The organism is Hymenobacter sp. B81 (assembly GCF_044628455.1).
GTDB lineage: Bacteria > Bacteroidota > Bacteroidia > Cytophagales > Hymenobacteraceae > Solirubrum.
Window position 1 is genome coordinate 265,588 of record NZ_JBIYZW010000002.1, and the last position, 18,497, is coordinate 284,084.

Sequence of the window (18,497 nt, forward strand, 5' to 3'; positions counted from 1 at the left end):
GGCTTTCATACGCAAGCCTTTCGCCCAACCTCATCGGATTGTCTACGAAGCGGTTAGACCGCCGGATAAACGCCCGATGGGGTTGGGTTATTTCACGAGGCCGAAAAAGTCGGCCGCCAGCGAATTGGACATCAAACAGACAGTCGCTGCCGGGTATAACTAGAAGCTGTAGCGCGGAGTACGCACGGCCGGTTTCACCGGTGCGCCCGGCTTGGGCAGGCGGTACGACAGCATGATTTCGTGCGAGGTCGTAGCGCGGGCATCTGAGTCAAATGCAATAAAGTCGAATGCGTATCCTAGACGCAGGGCGTTATCTTTGGCGAAGGCCACGCCGGCCATGCCGGTAAACGATTCGCCGTAGCGGAACCCGAGGCCGCCCCAGTACTTGTCGTTGACAGTGGCGCGGGCGCCCACCTCAAACGAGTTGTTGTCGATGCCGAAGCCCGACTTGGCCGGCACTACCACCTTGGCAATGGCCGTCGGCGTGAGCACGATGGCATCGGTCAGGTCGAAGTTGTAACCCAAGGTCAGGTAGCCGTGGTTGGCCAAAGTCATGCGGGCCGACTTGGGATTACCGGCGGCTTCGCTGCGAAACTGAAACTCGGAGCGCAGCAGGTTATTTACGCTCAGGCCGGCGTACCAGCGCGGCGTTTCGTACCACACGCCGATGCCGGCGTCGAACTTCCGGTCGGAGCTGTTCAGGGGTACGTTGGGGTCGTTGGGGTCGACGGCGCGGTAGGTGCCGTGGTTCACGTTGTGGAACACGCCCTGAATGCCCAAGCCTAGGCGGCCGTCTTCGCCTACCTTAAGGTGCTTGGAATAAGACAAAGCGCCGGTGGTGACGCCTTGCTCGGCAATGATGTCGTGGTAAATGGTCAGGCCGATGCCGCCGCCGATGGCTGCAATGGGCAGGTTAGCCGAAAGCAACCCTACTTTTTCGTCGCCACCCGAATCCAGAGTGCCGTCGTAGCCAAAGTATTGGTTACGCACAATTGAGGTGACATCACCTTGACCTTTGATGCCAGCGAAAGCGGGGTTCAGGTACTGGCCGTTGAAGCCGTAGTGACTGAACTGAGGTTGCTGCTGGGCCAAAGCCGTAGTGGCCGCGGCCGAGAGCAGCAGGGTGGCTAGTAGAGTTCCCTTCATAGAAAGCGGGTGGTTTGGTACGTTACGTTGGGGTGGTCAGCGTAAGTGTTTTCAAATGTAGAGATTTTTAGTCCTGCAACAAATGACCCCTAAAAAACAAAGGAGAAGCAAATTACTTTGCTTCTCCTTTTCAATCAGGCGATTAGAACCCTGCTAAGCTTTCTGTTTATTATTTCGGGCCTGCTCTTTCGCGATTTCCGCGCCGTGGTGGTGGCGGATGTAGGCTTCAATGGCACCCGTCATGGAAGGGGCATTGGGGTGGGGGGCCTCAATATCCAACTCCAGGCCCGCGTCGAGCACGGCCTTGGCCGTGGTGGGGCCGAAAGCCGCAATGCGGGTATTGTTTTGCACGAAATCGGGGAAGTTGATGAACAGCGAGCTAATGCCCGAGGGGCTGAAGAACGCAATGCAGTCGTATTTCACATCCGACAAATCCGACAAGTCGCTGGCCACGGTGCGGTAGATAACGGCCTCGGTAAACTTGAAGCCGTTGGCCCGCATGAACTCGGGGATGTCATCCTTGCGGATGTCGGAGCACGGGTAGAGGAATTTCTCGCTCTTGTGCTTCTTGATGACGTCGAACAGATCGGCCGCCGTGCGCTGGCCCACGAAGAGCTTGCGCTTGCGCAGCACAATGTATTTCTGCAGGTAGTTGGCCGTCTGCTCCGAAATGCAGAAGTACTTCATTTCGGCCGGCATTTCGATCTTGGCTTCCTGGCAGATGCGGAAGAAGTGGTCGACGGCGTTGCGGCTGGTGAAAATCACCGCCGTGTGCTCGAGGATGTTCACCTTCTCCTTGCGGAAATCCTTGTAAGGAACGGGGTCAACCTGAATGAATTCCCGAAAGTCTACCTTGATGCCGTATTTCTCGGCGATAGAGAAGTAAGGCGACACATCGTTAGCCGGCTTTGGCTGGGTAACCAGGATGCTACGAATACGCGTGGCATGCCGACCCGTTCCCGGCTTATCTGTGCTCTCGGCCATATCAGAAGAAAAAAGTAATCTTTTGAGCAATACTCAGAACCGTCCGTAGCGGGCAGCTCCGCCCGGAAAACTCAGTAGGTGAAGACCAGCACCTTGAGCAAAACGGTCAAGGGGATGATTTCCGTGGCGCAAAAGTACGAAAACAAATGTAGATTCAGTAGGGAAGACCGACGGTGCAGGGTTTGGGCCACGCGCAGCACCGTAGCGACCAACATGATGGTTACCACTCCATTGGAAACCCACAGCACACCTTCGGGCCACGAGCGGTTCAGTACGAGGTACAGCAGCATAACCACGGGCAGAAACAGGCCCATAAACAGAATGCTGCGCACAAACTCGCGGTACTGCGGCAGCACCAGCGGTGACAAATCGAAGATGTAGCCCATCAGGGCCAGGAAAACCAGGCGCAGAAATACGAAGCCGCTCACCAGCACGGTGTACCAGAGCACTTTTACCACCAGATCCGATTCGCTCACGTCGAACAGCCGGCGCAGAATCAGCACGTTCTGCACGTTGGTGTGAATGGCTACCAGCAGCAGGGCAAACGACAGGGCAAATACCAGCACCAGCACCAGGTTCAGCCAGGTAACCGTAGGCCGGGTCAGAAAATTCGGTTCCCCGGGGGTGTTGCTCCACAGCTCGTAGATGCGGGCAAAACCGGGCTGATAGGCTGTGCGAATAGCCCCGTACAGCAGCCCGATCAGCAGCAGAAAGCACAGAAACACGTTTTGCCCCCGATGCACTGCCAGGCGCGCCTGCGGCTGCCAGCGCGGCGCTTCCCCCGTCGATTTAACCTTGTCGGAAGGCACGGCCCGCTCGTTGGTAAACGAGGCGTAGTTAGGCGACACCTGTGGGTGCCAGGCGCAGAGCAAGTGCTTGCCCGCGGTACGCGGCCCCGGCAGGTTGCGGGCCAGGTCAATGGTGTAGGTGCCGGCCCGCGCGGCCGTAAACAGCAGGCGGTTATCGAGAAACAAGCACTGGTTTTCGCGGGCTGCAAACGAAACCCGCAAAGACTGCCCCGGCGTGAGATACACCCATTGGTAGTAGGCCTGCGCGGGCTTGTGGTAGCCCGGCAGATACAGCACGAGCACGTTACGGTCTTCGTCGAAAATCAGCCAGTCGTCGCTCAGCCCGCTGGGCGCCGGGGGCGGCAGCGGCTTATACTCGACGGCGGCGGCCGGGCGAACCAGGCCCAGGCCCAGCCCCAGACTCAGGATTAGCCAGGGGCCTAACCAGCGGCGGAGGGCCTCAGGACGCCACGCGCTGCTGCGCACTGCGGCTGCGATAGGTGCCAAGAAACACACTCAGGGCCAGTGAAAAGGCGAGCAGGGCAGCAATAAGCACCGTGTTGCCGTGCACCGCAAAGTTGATGACGAACAGAATAACCACCAGGTTGAGCAGGCCCAGCAGCAGCACGGTGCTGATCTGCTGAAAGCCCATGGCCAGAATCCGGTGGTGAATGTGGTTTTTGTCGGGCGTGAAGGGCGAAGTGCCGTTCAGCACCCGCACCGTGAACACGCGCAGGGTATCGAACAGGGGCACGAACAAGATGCCTACGGCCACGGCCGGATTGGCCGAGCCGAAGGGCTGACCGGTGCGTACGCCCATTTCCAGAAACTGAATGGTGAGCACCGACACGATAAAGCCGCACACCAACGAGCCCGTGTCGCCCATGAAGATGGTGGCCTTGTGGAAGTTGTAGCGCAGAAAGCCCAGAATACCGCCGATGACGCACACGGCCACGAACACGTAGTTGCTGAACGTCTCGCCGCCGTAGCGGTAGAAGTAGTAGCCGAAGGTGCCCACAATGATGATAACCACCGTGCCGGCCAGCCCGTCGAGGCCGTCAATCAGGTTGACGGCGTTGGTAATGCCGGTAATAGCCAAAAAAGTGAAGGCGTAGCTGACGCCCATGGGCAGCTCATGGATGCCGAAAATGCCCTGAAAGCTGGTTACCCGCACATCGGCCATGAACATGACGATGCCGGTGGCCAGTAGCTGCCCGATAAGCTTCTTGGCCGGCGAAATCGACACCAGGTCGTCTTTCATGCCCACGAAAAACAGCACGATGCAGCCTGCCAGCAGGTGCTGCACCCCGTTGTTGAGGTCGGCGAAGATGGTGAGGGCCGACATGAAGCCCGCGAAGATGGCTACGCCCCCCAGTCGCGGCGTCAGCAGCGCATGCACCGTCCGCTTGTTGGGCTGGTCGAGCATGTTTTTCAGGTGGGCAATGTAGATAACCGACGGCACCGCAAACAGGGCCACCAGAAATGCCCAGAGAAAAGCCAGTCCCAACGTCACTGCGTCGTTTGCATTCATAAGTCCGTGCTGAGGAGGGCAAAGTTACGGAACCGGGGCGTAAGGCCGACGCGGCTAGCTGTGCAGCACGCCTTCACGGCCGAGCAGCGCCAGGGGAATCAGGTTTTCCACTACAATGGAATCGGGCACGAACACGAACTTCTTGTCGAAGATCTGCGCGCCGCGGTAGTAGCTCACCCAGTACTGGTTGTTGAGGTGAAACAAAGCCGGGTCGATGGGCTCGATGGGCACCGCCGACTGGGCTTCGACTTCCTCGAAATGGTGCCGCAGCGTGGAGGTGCGCACCACGTGGCCCTCGGCATCCTGTCCGTAGCCATTGGAGCTGATGATGACGTTGGTCAGGGCGAAGTCGTTGTAGTTGATCAGGTACACCAGCCAACCGGGCTTGCCTATTTCTACGGCCGCCGCCTCGTCGGGTACCACGGCAATGGAAACGCCTTCGACGGGCTCGAACGAAATATCCTGTTTCATCGGTCGGGAGTTGGGGCAGAAGCGGTGCGCTGGCGAATCCGCTTTCGGCTGTTGATAGTATTATAAGGAGTGGCCTTCTTCAATAGTAGCCGGCAGCAGGGCGGCCAGTTGGGGCAGAAACCGGTCTTCCACCTCGCGCAGCGGTACCGCACGGCCCAGCTCCTGCTCCAGCGAGGTCACAGCTTTGTCGCTGATGCCGCAGGGCACGATGTGGCCGAAGTAGCCCAGGTCGGTGTTCACGTTCAGCGCAAAGCCGTGCATGGTTACCCAGCGGCTGCACTTCACGCCCATGGCGCAGATTTTCCGCGGGTTGGCTGCGCCTTCCTCGTAGTCCAGCCACACGCCGGTGAGGCCCGCAATGCGCCCGGCGTTCAGGCCGTAGCCCGCCAGGGTCTGAATGATGGCTTCTTCGAGCGTGCGCAGGTACCAGTGAATATCGGCGCGGAAGTTTTCCAGGTCGAGAATGGGGTAGCCCACCAGCTGGCCGGGGCCGTGAAAGGTGATGTCGCCGCCCCGGTTGATGCGGTGAAACGTGGCCCCGTGGGCAGCCAGCCCGGCCTCGTCGAGCAGCAGGTGCTCGGGCTTACCACTTTTGCCCAAAGTATACACCGGCGGATGCTCGCACAGCAGCAGGTAGTTGGGCGTGGCCTCGGGCGCTTCGCCGCTGCCTTCGCGCTGGCGGTTGCGGGTTTTAATGGCCACGGTGGCCGCCAGCAGCTGTTCCTGCAGGTCCCAGGCCGGGGCGTAGTCAACGCGGCCCAGGCGGCGCAGCTCTACGCGCTGCGCAGGTGTCGCCAGCGGCTCGGCCACCAGGGCGGCGGGGAAAGCAGAGGGAATAAAGTGCGTCATGCCATTTAGCGGGCGGCCAACCAATGCGCTCAGCTGCCCGGCTCCGTCTAAGGAATTGTGGGGCCGTAAAGATACCGTCTTCGGCTCTAACCACTCTCCCGGGACCAGCCCGGCCGCTCAAACCCAGGCAGCAAGTAGTAGCTTCCGGCCCGACTTATATACTGCTATGTCTACTACCGCTTTGCTGGGCGCCGCGGGCGAGCAGGCCGCCGCCGACTACCTCGCGGCCCGCGGCTACGAGCTGCTGGCCCGCCACTACCGCCACGGCCGCGCCGAAATTGACCTGATCGTGCGCCAAGACAGCCGCTGCCTGGTGTTCGTGGAGGTGAAGGTGCGCAGCGACCTGCGCTACGGCTACCCCGAGCAAAGCGTCACGCCGGCCCAGCAGCAGCGCGTACGCCGCGCCGCCGAGCACTACCTGCTCAGCACCAACTGGCCCGGCCTCGTGCGCTTCGACATCGTGGCCCTCACTCCCACCACCGCCGGCTTTCGCATCGACCACTTCGAGGACGCGTTTTGAGTTTGGGGGATGTGAAAAATGAGCTGATACAGCAATGAGAACAGCTCATTGGCACATCAGCCCATTAACTCCACATTAGCGCGCAGCGCACCTCATTTTCCACATTATCCCAGCACCCCCGCATCAGTTGCGGCGGGGCTGGGCGGGGTTGCGGGCGTCGGCTTCGCGCTTGTCGAGCTTGTCCTTCTCGTAGATGAGCACGCCGTTGCGGTTATATTCCTTGAACAGCACCGGCTCGGCTTCGGGCTCGTAGCCCGACTCGCCGTACTCGTATTCGTAATGCCGGCGGTTGCGGAAGCCCCAGTACTTGGTCCAGGACCCCACCTTGCGGCCGTTCTCGAACTGCCCGGTCCAGTCGAGCTGCCCGTCGGGCTTGAAGCTCACGTAGTCGCCCTCTAGCTTGCCGTTCACGTAGGGCAGCACCTCCTTAATCATGGTCTGCGCCCCGTCGTAGTAGCTGATGTGCGCGTCGCGGGGGTAGCCCTGTTCGTAGTGAGTTTTGCTGAGCAGGATGTTGTCGCGGTTGAACCGCTCCCAGCGCAGGTGGCGGGTGCCCACGTTGTAGAAGCCGGTTTCGACAACCTTGCCGCCCTGCATCTTCTTGTAGGGGCCGTGCAACACCTTCACCTTGGTCAGGTCCTGCTCGGTGGCGTCTTTATAAAGGCGTTTTTTGGCCGGGTTGAAGTACCATTTGGCCGGCGCGTAGGTGTTCGGCTGCTTAGGCACCTTCAGGTAGTAGAAGACTTCTATCACCTGGTTGCGCCCCTTGCGCCCCGACTTCACGAAGCCCTTCTTGATCCGGTCGCCCAGGAAAATGTTCTTCTTTTTCTTGGCCGACTTGCGCTGGGCGTCTTTCTGCTTGTCGAGCAGCTTGCGCTCCTCTTCCTTGCTGAGCTTCTTGGCCGTGCTCAGCGACGGGGCGTTTACCGTGTCGCGCGTAGCCGTGAGCGAGTCGGCGCGGGCCAGCACGGCGGTGGCCGGCGCTTCGGGCCGGCTGTTAAACGAAACCGTTTTTTTGGCGCAGGCGCCCAGCAAAAGCAGCAAGGCCAGGAACGTGGGCCACAAGCGAGTCAAGCGCATCGGGTAAGCAGGCGGGGTGTCGAGGTGCGAAACGTAAAGATAGGGGTTGATAGTGCCCGGCTTTTAAGTGGTAATGTTGGGAAAGGGGAAGTGGTGAAACTAGCCGGGCGGCCTTCCGGGCCCGGCACGCAAGCCAAACGGCCCCGGCAACTGCAGTTGCCGGGGCCGTCCGATGGTTAGCGGAAGTGATAAGTGTCATCTAATCGACGCATTCATCATCCCACCTTCGCCAGATTCGCTGATTACTCCGCGGCCAGCAGGTCGGCGCTGCGCTTCACGAAGGCGGTCAGGGCCTCGCCTTTCAGCATGCCCTGGGCCAGCAAGGCCAGGTCGAAGGCCTGCTTGGCCAGTTTGGCAGCGGCTTCGTCGTCGGCCTTCAGCACGCGCTGGGCTACGGGGTTGTTGGCATTCACGCTCACAGTGTAGCTGTCGGGCAGCGAGCCGAACATGGCCATGCCGCCCCCACCGCCGGTGCGCTGCATATCCTTCATGCGGCGCATAAACTCGGGCAGGGTAATAATAACCGGGGCATCCTGCGGGGCCAGCGCCTCTACCTGCACGTGCATAGCGGGGTTGCTGATGGCCTTGGCGAACAGCTCCTGCAGCTTGGTCTTTTCCTCGTCGGTGAGCACGCTCTCGGTGGTTTCGTCCTTCTCGATGAGCTTGCTCACCGTGTCGGCGTCCACGCGCTTGAAGCTGGTTTTCTCCAGCTTCTGCTCCAGCAAGCCGATGAAGTGCGAGTCGAGTACGCCGTCGAGCTTGAGCACGTCGTAGCCGCGGTCCTGGGCCGCTACCACGTAGGCGTGCTGGGCTTCCGGGTCGGTGGTGTACAGCAGCACAGTCTGCTCGTTCTTGTCCTGCTGGTTGGCCTGTACGTTTTCCTTGTACTCGTTCAGGGTGAAGAACTTGCCGTCCACGTTCTGCACCAGCGCCAGGTCCTTGGCGCGGTCGTAGAACTTATCGTCGGAGAGCATGCCGTACTTCACAAACAGGCCAATGTCGCCCCACTTCTGCTCGAAGGCTTCGCGGTCTTTGCGGAAGATTTCGCCCAGCTTGTCGGCTACCTTCTTGGTGATGTACTGGTTGATTTTCCGCACGTTGGCGTCGGCCTGCAGAAAGCTGCGCGACACGTTCAGCGGAATATCGGGCGAGTCGAGCACGCCGTGGAGCAGCATCAGGAACTCGGGCACCACGTCCTTCACCTCGTCGGTGATGAACACCTGCCGCGAGTAGAGCTGAATCTTGTTGCGCTGCAGCTGCAGCTCGTCCTTCACCTTGGGGAAGTACAGAATCCCTGTCAGGTTGAAGGGATAGTCCACGTTCAGGTGAATCCAGAACAGCGGCGCCTCCGAGAACGGGTACAGCTCCTGGTAGAACTTCTGGTAGTCCTCGTCGGTGAGGTCGGCGGGCTGCTTGGTCCACAGCGGCTGGGTCTGATTGATGACCTCGCCCTCGAACTCGATGGGAATGGGCAGGAACTTGCAGTACTTGGTCAGGATGCCGCGCAGGCGCTGGGGCTCCAGGAATTCGTCGCTGTCCTCGGCCACGTGCAGCACCACGTCGGTACCGCGCTCGGCCTTGTCGGTGGTTTCGAGGGTAAACTCGGTGCTGCCGTCGCACACCCAGCGGGCAGCATCGGTTTCATCCTTGTAGCTCTTGGAGAAGATTTCCACCTCCCGGGCCACCATGAAGGCCGAGTAGAAGCCCAGGCCGAACTGCCCGATGATCTGGTCCTTGGCGGCGGCGTCCTTGTCCTTGTACTTCTCCACGAACTCGGTGGCCCCGGAGAAGGCAATCTGGTTGATGTATTTCTTGATTTCCTCGGCCGTCATGCCGATGCCGCGGTCCGACACGGTGATGGTGCGCGCTTCCTTGTCGACGCTCACCGTCACTTTCAGTTCGCCGGCTTCCCCCTGGTATTCGCCCAGCTGCGCGAGGCTTTTCAGCTTCTGCGTGGCATCCACGGCGTTCGACACCAACTCCCGGAGAAAAATCTCGTGGTCGGAGTACAGGAACTTCTTGATGATGGGGAAGATATTCTCGGTGTGAATCGAGATGCTACCGGTTTCTTGCATAGCGGTTTAGCGTGAGCAGGTTGAAGGTCAGAAAAAGGTTGGGGCACCCACCCGGGGAGCCGCGGGCCGTCCTTCAAACCCTGTTCCACCCCTCCGCCGGCAGCCTGCGCTGGCCATTTTGGCAGCTATTGCCGTCGCCACCTGCCACAACGCCACAGTTAGCCTAAGGGAGTTGCGTGGCCGTAACGGGCTGCCGGTACGTGGCCTACTCCTTCCCTGCTGGCGAATTGGCCGATCCAGGGGCGCGGGCGGCCAGCCGGAACATTGAGCAAGTTTGCGGTTGGCCGTCCGGAGTCGGCCAGCGGGCCGTTGGCACCCCGAAATACCCGACCGGATTACGCCGACAGCCGCCACTGGGCCGCCCCGAGGGTTGCGGTGGCCGGGTCGGTTAGCCACTCTCCGGCGGCCGCGGCATCGGCAAAAAACTGCATGTCGCACCGGTTCAACCGGGCATCGGTAGCCATAATGCTTTCCGCTACCAGCTGGTTGTACAGGTTGGAGCTGAATACAATGGCCAGTTGCTGCACGGGCAGCAGCGGCAAGCCGGGCCGGAGCGCCGCGCTCAGCCAGGCTTGATCTTCCAGCCGCAGGTGAGGCAGCCCTTCGAGTTCAAACAGCCACCGGCGCACCCGGAGCTCGTGCACTACCTGCAGGGCCTGCTGCATGGCCTGGCGAAACACCTGCATGGAATATTGACCGCTCCAGCGCTGCCGCAGCAGCTGGTGCTGGGGGTCGAAGGATAATTGCCAGGGAACAAACGAAGAAGCTAACATATGAATAGATGATTACAGCATTACTCCGGTAAAGGAAAACGCTGCAATCAACCCATGCTCAGAATTTCGCTGAACGGGTGCTAGCTCCCGGTTAAACTCGCAAAGGCGCTGATAAAGTAGGTTTTACACGAAGAGGCTTTCGTCGGCTTCGCGGCGTTTGCGGGTGGGGTGCAGGATTCGGGCAACGGAGCGCAGCAGCCAGGCGGGTAGCTTTTTCATCATCGGAATCGATTGGGGTGAAAAGGCCTTCAAACGGCGTTGCCGCGCCAGTGTTGCTCTTACTTTGCGGCCCGCGGCAACTTCCCCCGACTAAATCCGTCTCTGAGTCCGCCCGCTACTTGCCAAACGCTATCTTTGGTGCGGTTTGCTGCCCCGATGTCCAAGCTCCGGTCCCATATTGCCCTGCTGCTACTCACCTGCTTTATGCGGGTGCTGGTGCCGGAGGCGTGGATTCTGGCGCTGCACAGCCACCAGCACACCGAGCACGAGGTAGCCCGCGAGCAGCCCGACGCCAAGGCCCAGCTCAGCGAGAAGCACCAGCACTGCCCCGTCGACCACCTGTTCGACGTGCCGTTCCAGCCCACGGCGGAGCTGACGGTACCTCACCCATTCTATTCCTACGCCCGGCCCGAGGCCACGCCGCAGGAATCGGTCTGGGACAATACCACGCCCGCCGCGGCGTGGCTGCGCGGACCGCCCGCCCAAGCCTAGAGTGAGTGTATGCCCGGCTGTGCCCCAGTCCGGGTCCGGCGCGTCGTTGCGCCTGGCTCCCAGAGCCGGGCAGTAGCGCGGGTCGCCGGTTTTCCTCAGGCTGATTTCCTTCATTTTCATGTTTTTCCGCCTCACGGCGGCTCTGCTCTGGGCAGGGCTGGGCCTGGGCGTAGCCCATACGGCTATGGCTCAGCGCACCTGCACCCTGCCGCTGGCGGGCCGCGTTACGGACCATGAATCGGGCGAAGGGCTGGCGGGGGCTACGGTAATCTTGCTACCGGGCCAGGAAGCCGCCCAGACCGACCCCGAGGGTCACTTTCACTTTCACGTGTGCGCCGGCACCTATCGGGTGCAGGTGCGCTTCATCGGCTACCAGCCCGAGGAAGCCGAGCTACGCGTAGCCGCCGCCGCCGTGCGCAACTTCGCGCTACACCCCGAGACCATTCGGCTGCAGGGCACGGTGGTGCGCGGCGAGCGGGTGGCGGCCCCTACCCCACAGGCCAGCAGCTCACTGGCGGGTCAGGCCTTGCAGGCCACCCGGGGCCAGGCCCTGGGCGAGGCCCTGCAGCGCGTGGCGGGCGTAACGGCCATCCAAACCGGCCCGAGCGTGTTCAAGCCGATGATTCACGGGCTGCACTCCAACCGCGTGGCCATCATGAACAACGGCGTGCGCCAGGAAGGCCAGCAGTGGGGCCAGGAGCACGGACCGGAAATTGACCCGTTCGTGGCCTCGGAGCTGACGGTGGTGAAAGGCGCCGCCGGCGTGCGCTACGGCTCCGATGCGGTGGGCGGCGTGGTGCTGGTGCAGCCTCGCCCGTTGCGCGACTCGGCCGGAGTGGGCGCCGAGCTGAACCTGGTGGGCATGTCGAACAACGGCCTGGGTGCGGCTTCGGCTACCCTCGACGGCAACCTGCGCGGCCTGCCGGCCCTGAGCTGGCGGGTGCAGGGCAGCCTCAAGCAGGCCGGCAACACCCGCACGCCCGACTACTGGCTCGACAACACCGGCTTCCGGGAGCGTAACTTCTCGGCGGCCGTGGGCTGGCGCAAGGACCGCTACGGCGTGGAAGTCTTCTACAGCCAGTTCAACTCCCGCCTGGGCATCCTGAGCGCGGCCGTGGTAGGCAATCAGGCCGACCTGCAGGCCGCCATCGACCGGGGCCGACCGGCGGGTGAAGGCGCTTTCAGCTACGAAATCGACCGGCCCTACCAGCAGCTGCGCCACGACCTGGCCAAGCTGACGGGCTTCTGGAAAACCGGCAACGGCGGGCGGCTGACGGCAACCGTAGCCAATCAGCAGGACTACCGCGACGAATTTGACGTGGTGCGGACCAGCAGCACGGCCGGCAGCCGGGGCCTGCCCCAGCTCAGCTACCAGAACTACACCACTACCGCCGACGTGGCCTGGGAACACCCGCGCCGGGGCAGCTTCAGCGGCTCGGTGGGGCTGAGCGGCACCTACCAGCACAACCGCTACACCCCGGGCAGCCGGCAGTTCATTCCGTTCTACACCAACCGCGTGGGCGGGGCTTTCCTCATCGAGCGGTGGCAGCGGGAGCGGCTGCTGCTGGAAGCCGGCCTGCGCTTCGACCGGCGCGACCTGCAAACCCGGCGCCTGGCCCGCACGGTAACCGCCGACACGCTCCGCTACGTGGTAGATCAACAGCGTTTCCAGTACTGGACGCCGGCCGCCTCGCTCGGGGCCGTGTACGACGCGGGCACTCACCTCACGCTGCGGGCCGACGCCGGGCTGGTGCGCCGTGCGCCGGCCGCCAACGAGCGACTGGCCCAGGGCGCGCACAACGCCATCTACGAGGAAGGCTACGACGTCAGCCGCCCCGCCGGGGCTGCTCCGCTGGCCCCCGAAACCTCGTACAACCTGGGTCTGACGGCCACGCTGCACGCCAACCCGCGCCTGAACGGGGAGCTGACGGTGTACCAGAACTACATCGACGGCTACATCTACCAAGTGGCGGCCGGCGCGGTGCAGACGATTCGGGGCGTATTTCCGCTCTGGCGCACCCAGCAGACCGACGCTGTGTTCCGCGGCGCCGATTTGCTGCTGACGTACACCCCGTCCCCGCCCTGGCAGCTCAGCGGCCGGGCCGCCGTAGTGCGCGCCCGCAACCGTCGCCTGAACGAGTACCTGGTGTTTGTGCCCGCCGACCGGTTTGAGGCCACCGCCCGCCGCGAGTGGACCACGGCCCCCGCCGCCCGGGTGCTACGGCCCTTCGCTCAGCTCAGCCTGACGGCCGTGCGCCGCCAGGACCGCACGCCTGGCGTGGAATACGACCTGCAGACTGCCCCGACCGGCTACCAGCTGCTGGGGGCAGAAGTGGGCACGACGCTACGCTTGGGCCCGGTGCCGCTGGAACTGAGTCTGGCCGGCAGCAACCTGCTGAACACGCGCTACCGCGAGTACCTGAACCGCTTCCGCTACTACGCCCACGACCAGGGCCGCAACCTCACGCTGCGCCTGCGCGCCCCGCTGGAGTTCGGTCGCCGCGCCGCCCGCTAGGCGCCTACTGCCCCAATCTGCGGGCTTCCTGACGCCCAACGGCTACCTGGCCCGCAGGCTTTTCCATCGCGCCCCCACCGGTGGCGCATCTTCCCTGCCATTTCTCATTTCACCGCAATTCATGAAAAAGCCCTTTTTCCGCCCGTTTCTGGCCGCTCTGCTGCTGACCGCACCGCTGTTGGCCACTTCCTGCAAAGACGACAAGGAAAACCCCCAACCCGACGACGAGAACGAGCTGATTACCACCGTGCGCTACACCCTCACGCCCGTGAGCGGGGGCGCCCCCGTAACGGTGGAGTACAAGGACCTCGACGGCGACGGGGGCAACGCGCCCACCATCGGCACCCTCACGCTGGCGGCCAATACCACCTACACCGGTGCCATCAGCTTCCTCGACGAGTCGAAGAACCCGGCCCAGGACCTTACCACCGAAGTCAGCGCCGAAAGCGACGAGCACCTGGTGGTGTACACGGCCGCGCCGGCCAACCTGCTCACCATCACCCGCACCGACCGCGACGCCAAAAGCCTGGAAGTGGGCCTGACCACCCGCCTGGTAACGACCACCGCCGCCACGGGCACGCTGCAAGTCAAGCTTCGCCACCAGCCGGGCAGCAAAAACGGCCAGGCCGAGCCGGGCTCGTCTGACGCCGAAGCCACGTTCCCGGTAACCGTGCGCTAAGCCTTTTCTCTCACTTCACGGGCCTGCCTGGGAGCCGTTTTCGCGCCGCGCGGAAGCTGCTCCAGGCGAAGCCCTTGCCCTTACTTTTCCCTTCGTTTTGCTGCGACTTCCGCATTTGACCATGAAAAAGACTGTTCTCGCTTCCCTGGCCCTCAGCCTGTTTGCCCTCGGCCTCACTTCCTGCGACAAAGAAAAAACCAAGCCCGCGCCGACGCCGGCTGAAACTGAAAGCACCAACGTGCGCCTGCTCGTTGCCGACAAAACCAGCCGTGCCCTGACGCTGCTGAACCCGGCCAAAAACGAGCAGACTGCCTTCCAGGCTACCCACGGCGGCAGCTCGTTATATACCGCCGGTACCGGCCGCTGGGCCGTGGTGGCCAACGCCACCAACAGCCTGGTGGAGTTTTTCGACACCGGCATCGAGCGGCACGACGACCACGTGCACGTGGTGGGTACGTCCAAGTGGGGCCTGACCAAGGCCACGGCCCCCACGCCCTCGCACGTGTACAGCTCCCACAACCAAGTGAGCATCTTCCACGACGGCGACGCCTCCATCAGCTACGTACCCGAAAACCAGCTGCACACCGCCGCGGCCCCGACCAACTTCGTGACGGGCCCCGCCCACCACGGCGCCATGATTCGCTTCGACAACGGCAACTACGCCGTCACCCACAAAAACAACACGGTGGCCGGCAGCCTGCCCGAACAGGTCAAAATCGTGACTGCGCAGGGCACGGTCGTTCACCTTCCCAGCGTGAGCACCCAGGGAATTCACGGCGACGCGGGCGACGGGCAGCAGGCCCTATTCGGCTCCAGCAGCGGGGTGCTGGTGGTAAAGCAAACCGGTGAGCAGCGCCTGATTCCGTACCCGGCCGGCGCGGGGGCCAACTGGCTGTCGACTATTTACTACGCCAAGGCCGCCCGCACCTTCCTGGGTTCGCGCAACGGCTACGGCGTCTTCCGCATCGACCCAGTCAGCAACACCATGACGTCGGTGGGCTCGACGACGCGGTTTGTGCGGGCCGCGCTGGACGATGCCGGCGAAACCATGCTGGTGCTGGGCGAAGACGGCACCCTGACGGTGTACGACGCCGCCACCGGCGCCCGCCGCGCCAGCCGCTCGCTCGGCGGTCTGCTCGACGTAGCCGCCGCCACGCCCTACCTGGTGGCCAGCCGCCACTACGTGTACCTCACCAATGCCCCGCAGGGCAAGGTGCACATGCTACGCAAGGATAACTTGGCCGATCAGGCCACCTTCCCCGTGAGCGGGTCCCCGTTCCGCCTGGCCCTCGTCGGGGCCGATGTGGACGAAGAAAGCGGGCACTAGTACCGCCCCTCGCTCCTCATAGTAGTAGCCGGCGGTGCGCCGCGGGCTTATCAGCCTCCATTTGGTTTGGTTTATGGAGAACACCGCAGGAAAACACCGGTCAGTGGCCGGTGTTTTCCTGCTTGTAGTGCATCTTCCTTGCGCCCGGCTCGTTCATTGCCTTCCCTTGCTTACCTCAGCTTCCCCTATGTTGCGTTTATTGCTGGCTTCGGCACTTCTACTGGCTGCCGGAACGGCGGCGGCCCAGAGCGCCCCCGCCCGCCGGCCCGCCGCAGTGGCCACGGCCCCGGTTACCGGCCGCGTGGTCGACCAGGCAAGCCAGCAGCCCATTCCCGGCGCCACGGTGCTGTTTCCCGACCTGCGCCAGAGCACCGCCACCGACGCCGACGGGCGCTTCAGCTTTGCGCGCCTGCCCCGGGGACGTTTTCTGGTGCAGGTGCGCTCCATCGGCTACGCCAACGTGGTGCGCACGGTGGACACCGGCAGCGGCCAGCCGCTGGCCTTTGCGCTGATTCCCGCCCCCACCGAAATCGGCCAGATCGTCGTCACGGGGGTGTCGGCTTCCACCGAGATGCGCCGCTCGCCGGTGCCCACGGCCATCATCGACCAGGCGCGCCTCAACCAGACGGCCGCCACCAACGTGGTCGACGCCATTGCCCACACGCCGGGCCTCAACCAGATCAGCACCGGCGCGGCCATCAGCAAGCCCGTCATCCGGGGCCTGAGCAGCAACCGCGTCATCACCCTCAATAACGGTGCCCGCCAAGAAGGCCAGCAGTGGGGCGACGAGCACGGCATCGAGGTGGACGAGTACAGCATCGACCGCGCCGAGGTCATCAAGGGGCCCGGCTCCCTGCTGTACGGCTCCGACGGCCTGGCCGGGGTAGTCAACTTCGTGGCACCCGACCCGGTGGAAGAGGGCAAGGTGCTGGGCTCGGTCACGGCCAACTACCAAACCGTGAACCGGCAGCAGGGCTACTCGCTGCTGAACGCGGGCAACCTGGGCGGCTTTACCTGGCTGGCCCGGGGCTCGGGCAAGGTGGCCGGCAACTACCGCAACCGCTACGACGGACGGGTGTACAACTCGGGCTTCCGGGAGCTGAACGGCAGCGGCTACCTGGGCCTGAATAAAAGCTGGGGCTACGCCCACCTCACCGTCAACTCGTTCAACCAGGCGGTGGGCCTGGTGGAGGGCGAGCGGGACTCGCTCACCGGCCGCTTTCTGCGGGCCTACGACGCGGGCGGCCAAGTAGCCGAGCGCCCCGTAACCGACGACGAGCTGCGCGGCTACGGCCTCGATGTGCCCCGGCAGCAAATCAACCACCTGCGCCTCGGCACCGACAACAACTTCGTGCTGGGCGCCTCGCGGCTGACCCTGAACGTGGGCTGGCAGCAGAACCTGCGCCGCGAGTTCGGCAACCCGCTCGACCCCGATGAGAAGTCCCTGTTCTTTCAGCTGCGCACCATCGACTACGCCCTGCGCTACTTCCTGCCCGAAATGCGGGGCTGGAACACCACTGTGGGGGTGAGCGGCATGCGCCAGGAAAACCAGAACCGGGGCGTGGAATTCCTGATTCCGGCCTACCGCCTGTTCGACGGCGGCCTGTTTGCCGTCAGCAAGAAAACCTTCGGCCGCCTCGACCTCAGCGGCGGCCTGCGCTACGACCGCCGCCGCATCGAGGCCGACGCCTTGTGGCTGAACGCCGACGAGCAGCCGGTGCCCGCGGGCAGCCCCGGGGGCGAGGCGAAGTTTCTGGCCTTCGGCAATACCTACGATAACTGGTCGGGCAGCGTGGGCGGCTCGTTTTCGTTCACCGAGGAGCTGGTGCTCAAGGCCAACCTGGCCCGGGGCTTTCGGGCGCCCAACATTGCCGAGCTGGCCTCCAACGGCAAGCACGAGGGCACCATTCGCTACGAAATCGGCGAAACCGGGCTGAAGGCCGAAACCAGCCGGCAGCTCGACGCGGGCCTGAGCTACACCTCCGACCACGTGGGCCTGAGCATCGACGCCTTCGACAACCGCCTGCAGCACTACATTTTCCCGGTGCGCCTGGCCGACTCGGTTTCGGCGGAGGGCGACCCGGTGTTCCGCTATGGGCAGGGCCGCGCCCACCTCTACGGCGGCGAAATTTCCCTCGACCTGCACCCCCACCCCCTTGACTGGCTGCACTTCGAAAACTCGTTTTCCATGGTGCGCGCCCGCCGTGCCCAGGCGCCCGCGGGCCAGCAGTGGCTGCCCTTCATTCCGGCCGACCGGCTGCAGTCGGAGCTGCGCGTGACCAAGGAGAAATTTGGCGCGCGGCTGGCCCACCTCTACGCCCGCGTGGCCGTGGAGCACAACCTGGCGCAGCGGCGGGTGTTTTCGGCCTTCGAAACCGAGACGCCCACGCCGGCCTACACCCTGGTGAACCTGGGCGCGGGCGGCGACGTGCGCAGCGGCAAAGGGCACACCCGGTTCTCGCTGTTCGTGGCCCTCAACAACGTGTTCGACGTGGGCTACCAACACCATTTGAGCCGGCTGAAGTACGCGGCCTACAACTACCGCACCGGCCGCCCGGGCGTGTTCAACCCCGGCCGCAACCTGAGCGTGAAGCTGGTGGTGCCGGTGCGCTTCAACTAGCGCCGACCGCTACGGACAGCGAGCGGTGCTCAACCGCGACTTCGCGGTTCTGAGCCGCGAGGTTGCGGTTCGGAACCGCGAAGTCGCGGCTTTTTACCGCGAGGTCGCGGTTCGGAACCGGTCGGTCGCGGTTCTGAACCGCGAAGTCGCGGCTTTTTACCGCAATGTTGCGGTTCCCAACCGCGACTTCGCGGTTCTGAGCCGCGAGGTTGCGGTTCGGAACCGCGAAGTCGCGGCTTTTTACCGCGAGGTCGCGGTTCGGAACCGGTCGGTCGCGGTTCTGAACCGCGAAGTCGCGGCTTTTTACCGCAATGTTGCGGTTCCCAACCGCGACTTCGCGGCTCGGAACCGGTCGGTCGCGGCTTTTTGCCGCGATGCCGCGGTTCAAAGCCGCGAGGTTGCGGGTTTTCGTTGCGCCGGGGTGGACT

16 protein-coding genes are annotated in these 18,497 nt (G+C 63.3%); 6 read left to right on the forward strand and 10 right to left on the reverse strand.

The annotated features are described in order from the left end of the window. Positions 1–159: 159 nt before the first annotated feature. From ACE191_RS12225 to lipB, 6 genes are all read right to left on the reverse strand, one after another. A complete protein-coding gene (locus tag ACE191_RS12225) occupies positions 160–1,146 on the reverse strand; it encodes a PorP/SprF family type IX secretion system membrane protein (protein WP_400192510.1) in 987 nt (328 codons plus the stop codon). 153 nt (positions 1,147–1,299) lie between these two features. Further along, positions 1,300–2,130: a uroporphyrinogen-III synthase gene (locus ACE191_RS12230; RefSeq protein WP_400192511.1), complete on the reverse strand. Its 831-nt coding sequence runs from the start codon at positions 2,128–2,130 to the stop codon at positions 1,300–1,302. A 71-nt stretch (positions 2,131–2,201) separates the two neighbouring features. Beyond that, positions 2,202–3,425 carry a DUF4271 domain-containing protein gene (locus ACE191_RS12235; RefSeq protein ID WP_400192512.1) on the reverse strand — a complete coding sequence of 408 codons (1,224 nt, stop codon included), beginning with the start codon at positions 3,423–3,425 and terminating at the stop codon, positions 2,202–2,204. Then, a complete protein-coding gene (locus ACE191_RS12240; protein WP_400192513.1) occupies positions 3,379–4,449 on the reverse strand; it encodes an MraY family glycosyltransferase in 1,071 nt (356 codons plus the stop codon). The genes ACE191_RS12235 and ACE191_RS12240 overlap by 47 nt, the downstream gene beginning before the upstream one ends. A gap of 54 nt (positions 4,450–4,503) precedes the next feature. Continuing rightward, entirely contained in the window at positions 4,504–4,920 is a 417-nt protein-coding gene (locus tag ACE191_RS12245) for a hypothetical protein (protein ID WP_400192514.1), read from the reverse strand. 60 nt (positions 4,921–4,980) lie between these two features. Further along, positions 4,981–5,769, reverse strand: coding sequence for a lipoyl(octanoyl) transferase LipB (gene lipB / locus ACE191_RS12250; RefSeq protein ID WP_400192515.1), 789 nt, complete (start codon positions 5,767–5,769; stop codon positions 4,981–4,983). Positions 5,770–5,935: 166 nt separating this feature from the next. Here lipB and ACE191_RS12255 point away from each other — a divergent pair, with 166 nt between their 5' ends. Further along, on the forward strand, positions 5,936–6,289 hold the full coding sequence (locus ACE191_RS12255; protein WP_400192516.1) for a YraN family protein: 354 nt from the start codon (positions 5,936–5,938) through the stop codon (positions 6,287–6,289). A 123-nt stretch (positions 6,290–6,412) separates the two neighbouring features. Here ACE191_RS12255 and ACE191_RS12260 read toward each other — a convergent pair whose 3' ends face one another. The 3 genes from ACE191_RS12260 to ACE191_RS12270 form a co-directional block, all read right to left on the reverse strand. Continuing rightward, positions 6,413–7,369, reverse strand: a complete 957-nt coding sequence (locus tag ACE191_RS12260) for a toxin-antitoxin system YwqK family antitoxin (protein WP_400192517.1) — start codon at positions 7,367–7,369, stop codon at positions 6,413–6,415. Between the two features lie 242 nt (positions 7,370–7,611). Beyond that, positions 7,612–9,444 carry a molecular chaperone HtpG gene (gene htpG / locus ACE191_RS12265; RefSeq protein WP_400192518.1) on the reverse strand — a complete coding sequence of 611 codons (1,833 nt, stop codon included), beginning with the start codon at positions 9,442–9,444 and terminating at the stop codon, positions 7,612–7,614. Positions 9,445–9,779: 335 nt separating this feature from the next. Next, positions 9,780–10,217, reverse strand: a complete 438-nt coding sequence (locus tag ACE191_RS12270; protein ID WP_400192519.1) for a hypothetical protein — start codon at positions 10,215–10,217, stop codon at positions 9,780–9,782. 375 nt (positions 10,218–10,592) lie between these two features. Here ACE191_RS12270 and ACE191_RS12275 point away from each other — a divergent pair, with 375 nt between their 5' ends. From ACE191_RS12275 to ACE191_RS12295, 5 genes are all read left to right on the forward strand, one after another. Further along, positions 10,593–10,928 carry a hypothetical protein gene (locus ACE191_RS12275; RefSeq protein ID WP_400192520.1) on the forward strand — a complete coding sequence of 112 codons (336 nt, stop codon included), beginning with the start codon at positions 10,593–10,595 and terminating at the stop codon, positions 10,926–10,928. Between the two features lie 118 nt (positions 10,929–11,046). Further along, the gene (locus tag ACE191_RS12280) at positions 11,047–13,443 is read left to right on the forward strand and encodes a TonB-dependent receptor (RefSeq protein ID WP_400192521.1); all 2,397 of its coding nucleotides are present in this window, start codon (positions 11,047–11,049) and stop codon (positions 13,441–13,443) included. Positions 13,444–13,564: 121 nt separating this feature from the next. Next, positions 13,565–14,122 (forward strand): hypothetical protein, encoded by a 558-nt coding sequence (locus ACE191_RS12285; protein WP_400192522.1) that lies wholly within the window; start codon positions 13,565–13,567, stop codon positions 14,120–14,122. A gap of 121 nt (positions 14,123–14,243) precedes the next feature. Then, positions 14,244–15,449: a hypothetical protein gene (locus ACE191_RS12290; protein WP_400192523.1), complete on the forward strand. Its 1,206-nt coding sequence runs from the start codon at positions 14,244–14,246 to the stop codon at positions 15,447–15,449. 187 nt (positions 15,450–15,636) lie between these two features. Then, complete coding sequence (locus tag ACE191_RS12295; RefSeq protein WP_400192524.1) at positions 15,637–18,069, forward strand: TonB-dependent receptor; 2,433 nt, start codon at positions 15,637–15,639, stop codon at positions 18,067–18,069. Here the strand turns inward: ACE191_RS12295 and ACE191_RS12300 are convergent. Beyond that, positions 18,062–18,457 carry a hypothetical protein gene (locus tag ACE191_RS12300; protein WP_400192525.1) on the reverse strand — a complete coding sequence of 132 codons (396 nt, stop codon included), beginning with the start codon at positions 18,455–18,457 and terminating at the stop codon, positions 18,062–18,064. The genes ACE191_RS12295 and ACE191_RS12300 overlap by 8 nt on opposite strands. Positions 18,458–18,497 lie beyond the last annotated feature (40 nt).

Coding starts and splice junctions, on each gene's coding strand:
- ACE191_RS12280 (WP_400192521.1), top strand. CDS start 11,047: ATGTTTTTCCGCCTCACGGCGGCTCTGCTCTGGGCAGGGCTGGGCCTG.
- ACE191_RS12260 (WP_400192517.1), bottom strand. CDS start 7,369: ATGCGCTTGACTCGCTTGTGGCCCACGTTCCTGGCCTTGCTGCTTTTG.
- ACE191_RS12270 (WP_400192519.1), bottom strand. CDS start 10,217: ATGTTAGCTTCTTCGTTTGTTCCCTGGCAATTATCCTTCGACCCCCAG.
- ACE191_RS12240 (WP_400192513.1), bottom strand. CDS start 4,449: ATGAATGCAAACGACGCAGTGACGTTGGGACTGGCTTTTCTCTGGGCA.
- ACE191_RS12255 (WP_400192516.1), top strand. CDS start 5,936: ATGTCTACTACCGCTTTGCTGGGCGCCGCGGGCGAGCAGGCCGCCGCC.
- lipB (WP_400192515.1), bottom strand. CDS start 5,769: ATGACGCACTTTATTCCCTCTGCTTTCCCCGCCGCCCTGGTGGCCGAG.
- htpG (WP_400192518.1), bottom strand. CDS start 9,444: ATGCAAGAAACCGGTAGCATCTCGATTCACACCGAGAATATCTTCCCC.
- ACE191_RS12245 (WP_400192514.1), bottom strand. CDS start 4,920: ATGAAACAGGATATTTCGTTCGAGCCCGTCGAAGGCGTTTCCATTGCC.
- ACE191_RS12275 (WP_400192520.1), top strand. CDS start 10,593: ATGTCCAAGCTCCGGTCCCATATTGCCCTGCTGCTACTCACCTGCTTT.
- ACE191_RS12225 (WP_400192510.1), bottom strand. CDS start 1,146: ATGAAGGGAACTCTACTAGCCACCCTGCTGCTCTCGGCCGCGGCCACT.
- ACE191_RS12290 (WP_400192523.1), top strand. CDS start 14,244: ATGAAAAAGACTGTTCTCGCTTCCCTGGCCCTCAGCCTGTTTGCCCTC.
- ACE191_RS12285 (WP_400192522.1), top strand. CDS start 13,565: ATGAAAAAGCCCTTTTTCCGCCCGTTTCTGGCCGCTCTGCTGCTGACC.
- ACE191_RS12295 (WP_400192524.1), top strand. CDS start 15,637: ATGTTGCGTTTATTGCTGGCTTCGGCACTTCTACTGGCTGCCGGAACG.
- ACE191_RS12230 (WP_400192511.1), bottom strand. CDS start 2,130: ATGGCCGAGAGCACAGATAAGCCGGGAACGGGTCGGCATGCCACGCGT.